The sequence below is a fragment of the Streptomyces altiplanensis genome, assembly GCF_053591575.1.
The window spans coordinates 1-10160 of record NZ_JBSFUB010000160.1; the positions used below are offsets into that span (position 1 = coordinate 1).

Annotated in this window: 11 protein-coding genes; 8 read left to right on the forward strand and 3 right to left on the reverse strand. The window is 67.6% G+C overall.

Annotation, left to right across the window (positions count from 1 at the left end):
• The 3 genes from ACWD0Y_RS34835 to ACWD0Y_RS34845 all read right to left on the reverse strand — a co-directional run.
• Positions 1 to 96, reverse strand: a 96-nt coding sequence (locus ACWD0Y_RS34835; RefSeq protein WP_352332740.1) for an S-adenosylmethionine synthetase N-terminal domain-containing protein, incomplete at its 3' end; no start/stop codon positions are given.
• A gap of 11 nt (positions 97 to 107) precedes the next feature.
• Positions 108 to 1496 (reverse strand): MFS transporter, encoded by a 1389-nt coding sequence (locus tag ACWD0Y_RS34840; protein ID WP_450264271.1) that lies wholly within the window; start codon positions 1494 to 1496, stop codon positions 108 to 110.
• 37 nt (positions 1497 to 1533) lie between these two features.
• Positions 1534 to 2358 carry an AfsR/SARP family transcriptional regulator gene (locus tag ACWD0Y_RS34845; RefSeq protein WP_450264272.1) on the reverse strand — a complete coding sequence of 275 codons (825 nt, stop codon included), beginning with the start codon at positions 2356 to 2358 and terminating at the stop codon, positions 1534 to 1536.
• Positions 2359 to 2678: 320 nt separating this feature from the next.
• Here ACWD0Y_RS34845 and ACWD0Y_RS34850 point away from each other — a divergent pair, with 320 nt between their 5' ends.
• The 8 genes from ACWD0Y_RS34850 to cysC form a co-directional block, all read left to right on the forward strand.
• Positions 2679 to 3377: an HAD family hydrolase gene (locus tag ACWD0Y_RS34850; RefSeq protein WP_450264273.1), complete on the forward strand. Its 699-nt coding sequence runs from the start codon at positions 2679 to 2681 to the stop codon at positions 3375 to 3377.
• 48 nt (positions 3378 to 3425) lie between these two features.
• Positions 3426 to 4652, forward strand: coding sequence for a transaldolase family protein (locus ACWD0Y_RS34855; RefSeq protein WP_450264274.1), 1227 nt, complete (start codon positions 3426 to 3428; stop codon positions 4650 to 4652).
• A gap of 52 nt (positions 4653 to 4704) precedes the next feature.
• Positions 4705 to 5457, forward strand: a complete 753-nt coding sequence (locus ACWD0Y_RS34860) for a sulfotransferase-like domain-containing protein (RefSeq protein WP_450264275.1) — start codon at positions 4705 to 4707, stop codon at positions 5455 to 5457.
• The gene (locus tag ACWD0Y_RS34865; protein ID WP_450264276.1) at positions 5454 to 6185 is read left to right on the forward strand and encodes an SDR family NAD(P)-dependent oxidoreductase; all 732 of its coding nucleotides are present in this window, start codon (positions 5454 to 5456) and stop codon (positions 6183 to 6185) included. Before ACWD0Y_RS34860 ends, ACWD0Y_RS34865 begins: the two co-directional genes overlap by 4 nt.
• A gap of 32 nt (positions 6186 to 6217) precedes the next feature.
• A complete protein-coding gene (locus tag ACWD0Y_RS34870) occupies positions 6218 to 7366 on the forward strand; it encodes a hypothetical protein (RefSeq protein WP_450264277.1) in 1149 nt (382 codons plus the stop codon).
• A 122-nt stretch (positions 7367 to 7488) separates the two neighbouring features.
• Positions 7489 to 8283, forward strand: a complete 795-nt coding sequence (locus tag ACWD0Y_RS34875; protein ID WP_450264278.1) for a class I SAM-dependent methyltransferase — start codon at positions 7489 to 7491, stop codon at positions 8281 to 8283.
• Positions 8284 to 8300: 17 nt separating this feature from the next.
• A complete protein-coding gene (locus ACWD0Y_RS34880; RefSeq protein ID WP_450264279.1) occupies positions 8301 to 9674 on the forward strand; it encodes an MFS transporter in 1374 nt (457 codons plus the stop codon).
• Between the two features lie 52 nt (positions 9675 to 9726).
• Positions 9727 to 10160, forward strand: a 434-nt coding sequence (gene cysC, locus ACWD0Y_RS34885; protein ID WP_450264280.1) for an adenylyl-sulfate kinase, incomplete at its 3' end; no start/stop codon positions are given.

Genomic DNA, 10160 nt, shown 5'->3' on the forward strand with positions numbered 1-10160 from the left:
CAGGAGCGCGTCGAGGATCGTGTCGCTGATCTGGTCAGCGATCTTGTCGGGGTGGCCCTCGGTCACGGACTCCGAGGTGAACAGGCGGCGGGACATGGAACTCCTCATCACAGTCGGTTCAGGGGGACGTCGGCAGGGGTGGCCGGCCCGTGCGGGGCGTCCGGGCGGCTTACCCGGGCCAGGGACAGACCGCTGGTCTCAGGGGCCCAGGCGATCGACACCAGCGCGCCTGCCACGGAGAGCGCGCAGCCGAACATCATGACCGCGCTGACGCCCCACGCCTGAAGTCCCAGGGGAATGAGAAAGGTGCCGAAGGCCGCTCCGATACGGCTCACCGCGGCGGCGAAGCCGATTCCGGTGGCCCGGATCTCCGTAGGAAACACCTCGCTGGGATACACGGCCTGAAGCACGCTGGATCCGGCATGGAACAGGGCGAAGACGCCGAAGCAGACGGCTACGGCCCCCTGGGGGGCGTGCGGCCACAGCCCCAGGACGAGCAGGGCGCCGGCCGTGACTCCGAACGGCCAGATCAGGAGGTTGCGACGGCTCACCCGGTTGATGACGGCCATCCCGGTCAGACATCCCACCAGCAGGAAGGCGTTGAGCAGGAGCTCGCCGATCCCGTCGTTCGGGGCGCCGAGCAGGCCCAGCACCTGGGGCGCGAAGGTGGAGATCGCGAAGAACGGTGTGACCTGGCAGAGCCAGAACAGGCTCGTGAACAGGGTCCGGCGAAGGTAAGGCGGGGAGAACAGCGCTCGGTGGCTCGTCTTCACCTGTTCGGTGCCGGTCTCGGGCCGCGGGAGCTTCCGGCCGAGCCAGCGTTCACTGATCGCCTCCGCCTCCGCCACCCGTCCCTTGCTCGCCAGCCAGCTCGGCGATTCCGGAGTGCCCAACCGCGCCAGCAGCACCACGAGGGACGGGATCGCGCTGCTGGCGAGGATCCAGCGCCACACGGAGCCGTCGTCGGTCAGGGAAGTCATGGCGATGCCGAACGCGGTCGCCAGGGTGTAGCCGACGTACCAGAAGACGATGAGGGAGGCCAGCAGCCGTCCTCTTCTCCTCGCCGGCGCGAATTCCGCGACCAGGGCGCCGGCGATGGCGTAGTCCGCGCCCACCGCGGCGCCCATGACGAGCCGTACGAGCAGCAGTTGCGCCGCGTCCTGGACCACGAGTTGGAGCAGAGAGCCGACAAGGAACACCAGCAGGTCGATGAGGTACATCTTCTGGCGGCCGACCTTGTCGGTGAGCCAGCCGAAGACCAGACCTCCGAAGAACAGGCCGACCAGCGAGGCGGATCCCACCAGCCCGGTTTCCAGCGCCGAGAGCCGAAGGTCGTCCCGGGCCAGCGGCAGTGCGGCGCCGACCACTCCCAGTACCCACCCGTCACAGACCTCGCCACCGCCGGCACATACGGCGATGCGGGTCTCGAACCGACGGACGCGCCGGGCATCGCCATCGGCAGGGCCGGGTACCGAGTGCACGTGTACGGCTGACACGTACGCTCTCCTCCTCCGTCAGTAGGGTCGAATTCTGTCAGCAGGTGGTCATAAGACCCAGCGAAAGGCCCATGCTGTCCGACGCGGTGACATCAAGTTCCGCGCTTTCGGTGAGTACGGCCGTCTGAAGCCGCCTGACCCGATGCGACGGTTCGATGCCGAGTTCGTCGGTCAGTTTCTTGTGAAGCTGGTGATACGCCTCCAGGGACTCCGCGGTACGGCCCGACCGGTAAAGCGCGATCATGTATTGAGCGTGCAGGTTCTCGTGCACCGGATGCCGGGACACGAGGGTGCTCAGCTCGGAGAGCAGCTGGTGGTGCATGCCCAGTCGCAGTTCAGCATCGATGCACTGCTCCAGCGCGGTCATCCGAAGATCCTCTATTCCCGTGACATACGCCTGGATGCAGGGCCCCTGCTGTACGTCCAGCAGGGTGTGCCCGCGCCAAAGGCCGAGCGCCGAGCGAAGAGCCGAAGAAACGAGAAGGTCGTCCTTGCGCGATTGCGCTCGCCGGAAATCTGTCAAGTACTGGTCGAGGGTGTGGAGGTCGAGAGCTCCGTCCTCGACCCGCAGCGAATAGCCCTGATGGTGCGTCTCCAGAATGCGCTTGCTCTCGTCCGTCGTCCTTCCGGAAGAGCCGCCGGCCAGAGCCTGCCGCATCTGGAACACCCGGGTGTGCACGCTCTGCACAGCGCTGCGTGGTGCGGCTTCGCCCCACAACTCCTGGACACAGGTGTCCAGCGTCACTACGGAGTTCGCACTCAGCAGGAGGAGCGCCAGGAGCTGACGCGTCTTGGGTGCGGACGGCAGCAGGGAATCGTCTCCGTCCGTCAAGGACAGAGGGCCGAGAACTCCGAACTTCATTGAACTCCCTCTCGCGCAGATGCCTGATCACGAATCCGACGGAAAAGGCGATCAACAGAGACCAGGAATGGCGATGCTTGAGATCTGGTGATCACCACGCGTCCCGAGTAAAAGCTAGCCACCCCCGAATGGCAGGTCCAGACAGTGCCTGCGACTCTGTCATCCGCGCCCGGATTGAACACCTTTATCCCCTCTCCTGGTTGCCGGGGTACCGAGCGGTGAGCGAATCGATAGAACGCTTTGCTTTGCTGTGCAAGTCCCGCCGACTGAAGGTTCGGAAGCCTGCTGCGGGGCTCATTCGCAGCGATGAAAGGGTTCCCATGACGAAACGGCTGGTCATATTCGACTGCGACGGCGTTCTTGTCGACAGCGAGACACTGAGCTCGCGAGTCATGCGGGAGATGGCAGGCACAGAGGGACTTGACTTCTCGTCGGAACAGGCGCTCGAATTCATCCGGGGCCGAAAGGTCGCGGAGTGGGTCGGGCAGCTCGAGGCGCGGCTGGGCAGGGCGTTGCCGGCCGGCTTCGTACCGCGGTTCCGCAGCAGGTCCGCGGACCTGTTCGCCACCGAACTGCTGCCGGTCCCCCATGTGCGGCAGGTCGTCGAGGGGCTCGGACTGCCCTTCTGCACGGCGTCCAGCGCACCGCGCGAGAAGATCCTCAACACCCTGGGGCTGACCGGCCTGCTGCCCTACTTCCAGGACCGCATCTACAGCGCGTACGAGGTGGGCGCGTGGAAGCCGGACCCCGGACTGTTCCTGCACGCGGCGGCCGACCTCGAAGTGCCGGCCGAGCACTGCGCAGTCGTCGAGGACAGCCTCGTCGGTGTCCGGGCGGGCCTCGCGGCCGGCATGTCGGTGTTCGCCTACGCGCCGCCGGAGAACGGGACGGCGGCGGACCTGGCGGCCGAGGGGGCGATCGCCTTCGGCTCGATGAAGGAACTCCCCGCCCTGCTGGACCGGTGGACCGCGCGGGGCCCGGCCGTCCGCGCTGCCCGCGCTGCCCGCGCTGCCCGATGACGACTGCCTTGCCCTCCGGAGAGAACGAGTTGGAAAGGGACGATTCGCATGCCGAGTGTTCTTGAAGAGCTGCAGCACGCCGGTGGGTCGGCGGAGATCTGGTGGGATTCCTCGCCCCTCGACTTCCCCCGGTGGCGCGACCGTCAACTCGCCACCGCGCCCGACCAGGGCACCAGGGAGCGCTGGCAGGAGCAGCTCGACCGTTTCCTGTGTCCGGCGACACCCGACCGTTCGCTGGTCCGCGGCATCACGACCAATCCCTCCCTGGTCGCGCAGAGCGTCCTGGCCTCGCCGGACAGCTGGCGCAACGACATCCAGGAGCTCATCCGCTACCAGCTGGACCCCGACGTGGAGAGCACGTTCTCACTCGTCTACGAGGAGGCGCTGCGCCGCGCGGCGCGCGAGATGCTGCCGATGTGGCAGGCTACCGACGGAGAGTTCGGCTGGGTGTCGGGCCAGCTCGACCCGCGCCACATGCTCCGCGCCGACCTCATGCTGGAACAGGCGCTGCGCATCGCCCGGATCTCCCCCAACCTCATGGTCAAGGTGCCGGGCACCAAGCAGGGGTACGAGGTCGTCAGGCAGCTGGTGGCCCGCGGCATCTCCGTCAACTCCACGCTCTCCTACACGGTTCCGCAGTTCACGGCCTGCGCCGAGGCGGTGGAATCCGGGCTGAAGCAGGCGCACGACCAGGGAATCGACACCGGACGGTGGCGTGCGGTCTTCACGCACATGATCGGGCGCTTCGGCGCCAACAACGACCTCCGTTACGAAGCGGCCATCCGCGAGATCGAGCTCTCCCGGACCGACCTGCGCTGGGCCGAAGTCGCCGTACTCAAGCGCATCCACACGCTCATCCGGGAGAACGGCCACCCCCTCAAGCCGCTGCTCTCCAGCCTTGAGGTCGACGACCCGGCCCAGGGCAGCAGCACACTGAGCATGCATCTGGAGGAGAGCGCGGGCGGCGCGGTCGTCTACACCTGCAAGCCCCAGTTCATCGCCGACGTGATGCGCCGCGAGAACGAGCTGCCGGTCTTCGGCACCCGCGCCATCGAGCAGGAGGTGCCGGCGGACGTCCTGGAGAAGCTGATGTGGCTGCCGTCGTTCCACCGCGCGTACGACCCGGCCGGCATGCATCCCGAGGAGTTCGCCCACTACGGGCCCTTCATCTCGACGTACGCCGAAGTCATGGCGAACACGAGGAAGCTGATCGATTTCGTCGCGCACCAGTTCCAGACCATCACCGCCTCCGCGCGGCCCCTGCTGCTGACCTGAGCCGCCTGCCGGCCCCCGTCCCCCCAGCCCCCCGTCACCGAGGAGGTGTCGTATGCACCAGTCCATCGCGCTCTGGAGCCATCCCAGGTCGATGTCGACCGCGCTGGAGCGCTCGTTCATCGAGCGGGGCGACTTCAAGGTGTTCCATGAAGCCTTCGCCTACGTCTTCTTCATGCACGAAGAGCGTGCCGCCATTCCGCACAAGAACGCGGACCCGGACCACCCGCTGACCTACCCGGAGATCAAGCGGATGATGGAGGCCGCCCGGCTCGAACGCCCCGTCTTCCACAAGGACTTCCCGTACCACTGTCTCGACCACCTGCTGGAGGACTCCGCCTACCTGCTCGGCCAGGTGAACACCTTCCTGATCCGGGACCCCGAGGAAGCCGTCCTCTCCCACGCCACCGTGCACCCCGAACTCACCCGCGAGGTGCTGGGGTACGAACAACTGGCCCGGTCCTTCGACTTCGTGCGGGAGCTGACGGGCACCACGCCCGTCGTCATCAACGCGGCGGACCTCGCCGCCCGCCCCGAGGCCACCATCGCCGCCTACTGCGCCGCGGTCGGAATCCCCTTCCTCCCCGAAGCGCTGCGGTGGTCCGCGGGCGAGCAGCCCGAATGGACCACCTGGAGCGGCTGGCACACGGACGTCGCCGCCAGCAGCGGTTTCAGCAGGCCGCAACGCGCATACCGCTTCACCTACGAGACACGGCCCGGCCTGCGCGCGTTCGAGCGCCACTGCCGCCCCTTCTACGAGCACCTGGACCAGTACCGGCTTCAGCCGGCCGAGGAGGCCTCCGCATGAGCGTGAGCACTGTCATCGTCACCGGCGGCGCCAGCGGTGTCGGGCGGGCCCTGGTGGGCCGGCTCCTGGACGCCGGAAAAACCGTCATCACCTGCGACATCGACGAGCCGGGCCTGAAGTCGCTGGCCGACGAGCACCGCGGCCGGGCGCTGGAGACCCATGTCGCCGACGTCGCTTCGCACCAGGAATGCGACGCCTTCATGGACCGGGTCATCGCCGCGCACCCGGACGTGGACGGCCTGGTCAACAACGCCGGTCTCTACCTCGGGCAGCCGGTCTGGGAGTACGACGACGCCACGATCGAGCGGGTCATCGCCGTGAACATCAAGGGTCCGGTGTGGCTGTCCCGGCGGTTCGCGGACCACCTGCTGCCGGCCGAACGGCGCGGCGCCATCGTCAACCTGGCCTCGGTCGCGGGAGAGGTCGGAAGTTCCGACGCCCTGTACGGAACGGTCAAGGCCGGTGTCATCGGTCTCACGAAGTCCAACGCCATGAACTTCGCTCCCTACATCCGCGTCAACGTCGTGTCGCCGGGCCTCATCGTCAACACGGCCATCGCCGACCGGATCCCGGACTACCGCTACGCCGAGTACAAGCGCCAGGAGCAGCTCGACGGCGACATCCTCCCCGAGTACGTGGCCGATGTGTGCGCGTACCTGCTCAGTGACGGGTCCCGGACGCTGACCGGCGCCCTGCTGCGCGCCGACAACGGCTCCTACCCGCGCTGACTCCCCTCTCCGTACGTCCTGGAGGCGAACCCATGACTTCCTCAACCGGCGGTTCCGACAAGCCCCTCATCATGCTGCTGGGCATGGGAGACCTGAGCGCCAAGGTGCTCAGCATGCTCCTGAGCGACCCGGCGACCAACCGGGTCGTGCTGGCCGGGCGGGACGCCGAGGCCATACGCAGGCGCGGCAACCTGGCGCTGTTCACCGCCACCAACCTCGGCCTGCACGGCACGGTCGACACCGTCCATGTCGATCTCCGTGACGTCGACGCCACGGCCGAGACCCTGGCCAGGGTGCGGCCCGACATCATCTTCATGGGCGGCTCGCTCCAGTCCTGGCGGGTCATCACGGCCCTTCCCAAGGAGGTCTTCGAGGAGCTCGACGAGGCGCAGTTCGGGCCGTGGCTGCCGATGCACCTGACGCTCAACCACCTGTTGATGCAGGCGGTACGGGATGCGGGCATCGACGCCAAGGTCGTGAACGCCGCGTTCCCCGACGCGGTCGGCCCGGTCCTCGGCAAGGTCGCCCTGGCGCCGACGATCGGCGTGGGCAATGTCGCCAACATCGTCCCCGCGCTCACCCTGGCCGCCGCACACCTGCTGGACGCGCACCCCTCCCAGGTCGAGCTCCGGCTCACCGCCCAGCACTACTTCAGTCACTACGTGCCGCGCTTCGGCGACGCCGGGCAGGGTGCGTACCACCTCGCGGTGACGGTGGCGGGCCGGCCCGGGACGGTGGAGGTGGACCACGGCGCGCTCTTCGCCCAGCTCGACGACCGGCTCAAGCGGATCGGTGGCATCGACGGTCAGCTGCTCACCGCCTCGTCCGCCGTGCGGGTGCTGAAGGGCATGGCGGCCGACAGCGGGGTGCTCGCCCACGCCCCGGCACCGGGCGGTCTGCCCGGCGGGTACCCGGTCCGGGTCCACCGGGACGGCGGCACGCTCGACCTGCCCGACGGCCTCGGGCCCGACGAGGCGGTCCGCATCAACGAGGAGTGCCAGCGCGCCGACGGCATCGACCGCATCGACGACGACGGGACGGTGCACTTCACCGAGCGCGAGATGGCCGTCATGAAGCGGCTGCTCGGTTACGAGTGTCTGAGCATGAAGCTCGGCGACGTCTCCGAATGGGCCGACGAACTCGCTCTGAAGTACCGGTCGTTCGCGGCGAAGTACAGCTGAACCGAAGCGCCGGCCGGGGCACCCGGTCCCGGCCGTCCGCCCATCCGCCAGTCCCGCGGCCGTACGGCCCGCCCGTACGGCCGCGGGGTCTTCGCACCGTCAGAGAGAGCCGGAGGATCATCATGACCACACCCGCAACCCGGGTCGCGGGCACAGCCCCCGTCACCGGAGCGACCACCCCGGACGACTTCGAGGGCCAGTACGTGTCCACCCTCGTGGACCGCTGGGACCAGCTGATCGACTGGGACCGCCGCCGGGCGAGCGAGCAGGACTTCTTCATGGAGCTCCTGAACGGTGCCGAGGCCCGTCGTGTGCTCGACGTGGCGGCGGGCACGGGTTACCACTCGGTCACCCTCGCCCAGCACGGCTTCGACGTCACCGCGGCGGACGGAAGCGCGCAGATGATCGAACAGACCCGGCGCAACGCCGAGCAGCACGGACAGTCCTTCCGCGTCATCCAGGCCGACTGGCGCAGCCTGCGGGAGCACGTCGACGGGCGTTACGACGCGATCGTCTGTCTGGGCAGTTCGTTCCCGCACCTGTTCCAGGAGACCGACCGCCGGGCCGTGCTCGCGGAGTTCTACGAGGCGCTGAACCCCGGCGGCATCCTCATCGTCGACCACCGGAACTTCGACGCGATCCGCCGGCACCGGTACCAGAGCACCGGCAACTACTACTACTGCGGGACCGGGGCGACCGTCACCGTCGCGCACATCGACGAGCGGCTGTGCCGATTCCAGTACGACTTCCCGGACGGTGGCACACACCACCTGGAGGTCTATCCCGTTCTCTCCGACGAGCTCTCGTCCCTGCTCATCGACGCCGGCTTCGACACGATCCAGAACTTCGGCGACTTCCAGGAGAGCTTCGACCTCGACGAAGTGGATTTCGTCATCCACGTCGCCCGGAAGCCGTAATCCATGAGGCACGAGTCATGAAGCAGTCAGAAAGGCCCACACCCGTGGTGAGTGACAAGAACGCCGACAGCAAGCGTTCCAAAACGGTCGCCGGATTCCTCGCGACCGTACTGCTGACCAGTTTTGTGGCGGCGACGTACGGCTTCGGCTTCTATCTCTTCGCGCAGCTCGTCACCGACATGCGCAAGGACCTCGGCTTCGACTACACCGTGGTCGGGACGATCACCGCGGCGGGGCAGCTCGGCTTCCTGCTGTTCGCCCTGCTCGGTACGTGGCTGTCGACCCGGATCGGCGGTGGCCAGGTCGTCATCGGCTCGGTCGCGCTGTGCGGACTGTGCCTGGTGCTGCTGCCGGTGAGCGACAGCATCGTCCTCATCGGGATTCTGCTGACGATCATGGGCGGTACGGCGGCCTCGGTGTACGTACCGCTGGTCGAGATCGTCGGCCGGGTCATCGACTACCGGCACCGCGGCAAGGTGCTGGGGCTGGTGTCCAGCGGAACCAGTTACGGCGTCTTCGTCAACAGCCTCCTGGTGCCCGGCTTCGTGCAGGACGACAACTGGCGGGGGCTGTGGTACTCGGTCGGGTTCGGAACGCTGATGGTGACCATGGTGGCCGCCTTCACCTTCCACCGGCTCGGACTCTTCCGCAGCGAGGAGGAGAACGCGCGCGGCACCGCGACCGCAGGCACGACGGACGACGACGGCGTACCGCGGAACGACGACGGACGTGAGAACAACAGCGCCCGGGCCGGCTGGCGCATGGTGCTGGTCCGTTGGGTGGTCATCGTCTGGACGATGAAGTTCCTGAACGGCTTCGCCTGCATGCCGTTCCAGAACTACCTCTCGCCCTACCTGCGCGAAGGTCTGGGATTCGACATCGACTTCGCGGCCCAGGTCTGGGGAGCCATCGGTGTCATCGGAATGTTCGCCGGATTCGCGGTGGGCTGGCTCTCCGACCGGATCGGCGTACGCGCCTCACTGGTGATGTGCTACGCGCTCTTCTTCACCTCCTCTCTCCTGCTGGTGGTCGCCCCGGTCGGTTTCCTCCCGATGGTCTCGGGCGTTCTTTTCGCGCTCGCCTTCTACCCGATCTACGGACTGGTGCCGGCGTACGTGTCGAAGTCGGCTTCGGGCGCCGCGGCGACGGTCATCTTCGGTGTCACCAACGTGACCCAGGGAGTCGGGGGAATCGTGGGCAACTACACGGCGGGATTCCTGAAGAACGTCACCGGCGATTTCATGTGGTACTACGTCGTCGTCGCCGTGACCGCCGTGATCCTGGGCGTCCTGACCCTCCAGCTGCCCCGCGAGGGATCGGCCGAGAGCGCCATCGGGAAGAAGCCGGCGCCGCCCCGCATCGAAAAGGACGCCGCACAGTCCGTCAGCTGAGAATCACGGGCACACGACCGCGGCCGACACGGCCACCAACGGAAAGGACCCGATGGAACAGCAACGAATATGCACCTGCCGGCCAGGTGCGACGGTGTGGCTGACCGGATTGCCCAGCGCGGGCAAGACCACCATCGCCTACGAGCTGGCCGGACGGCTGAAGGCCGAGGGCCGCCGCGTGGAGGTGCTGGACGGCGACGAGATCCGCGAGTTCCTCTCGGCGGGCCTCGGCTTCAGCCGCGAGGACCGGCACGCCAACGTCCAGCGCGTCGGCCTGGTGGCGGAGGTACTGGCCCGCAACGGCGTCACCGCCCTGGTGCCGGTGATCGCGCCGTACGCCGACAGCCGCGAGGCCGTGCGCAAGCGCCACCAGAGCAGTGACACGCCCTATCTGGAGGTGCATGTCGCCACGCCGGTGGAGGTGTGTTCCGTACGCGATGTGAAGGGCCTGTACGCCAGGCAGGCGGCCGGTGAGATCTCCGGGCT

Coding starts and splice junctions, on each gene's coding strand:
- ACWD0Y_RS34845 (WP_450264272.1), bottom strand. CDS start 2,358: ATGAAGTTCGGAGTTCTCGGCCCTCTGTCCTTGACGGACGGAGACGAT.
- ACWD0Y_RS34850 (WP_450264273.1), top strand. CDS start 2,679: ATGACGAAACGGCTGGTCATATTCGACTGCGACGGCGTTCTTGTCGAC.
- ACWD0Y_RS34855 (WP_450264274.1), top strand. CDS start 3,426: ATGCCGAGTGTTCTTGAAGAGCTGCAGCACGCCGGTGGGTCGGCGGAG.
- ACWD0Y_RS34860 (WP_450264275.1), top strand. CDS start 4,705: ATGCACCAGTCCATCGCGCTCTGGAGCCATCCCAGGTCGATGTCGACC.
- ACWD0Y_RS34865 (WP_450264276.1), top strand. CDS start 5,454: ATGAGCGTGAGCACTGTCATCGTCACCGGCGGCGCCAGCGGTGTCGGG.
- ACWD0Y_RS34870 (WP_450264277.1), top strand. CDS start 6,218: ATGACTTCCTCAACCGGCGGTTCCGACAAGCCCCTCATCATGCTGCTG.
- ACWD0Y_RS34875 (WP_450264278.1), top strand. CDS start 7,489: ATGACCACACCCGCAACCCGGGTCGCGGGCACAGCCCCCGTCACCGGA.
- ACWD0Y_RS34880 (WP_450264279.1), top strand. CDS start 8,301: ATGAAGCAGTCAGAAAGGCCCACACCCGTGGTGAGTGACAAGAACGCC.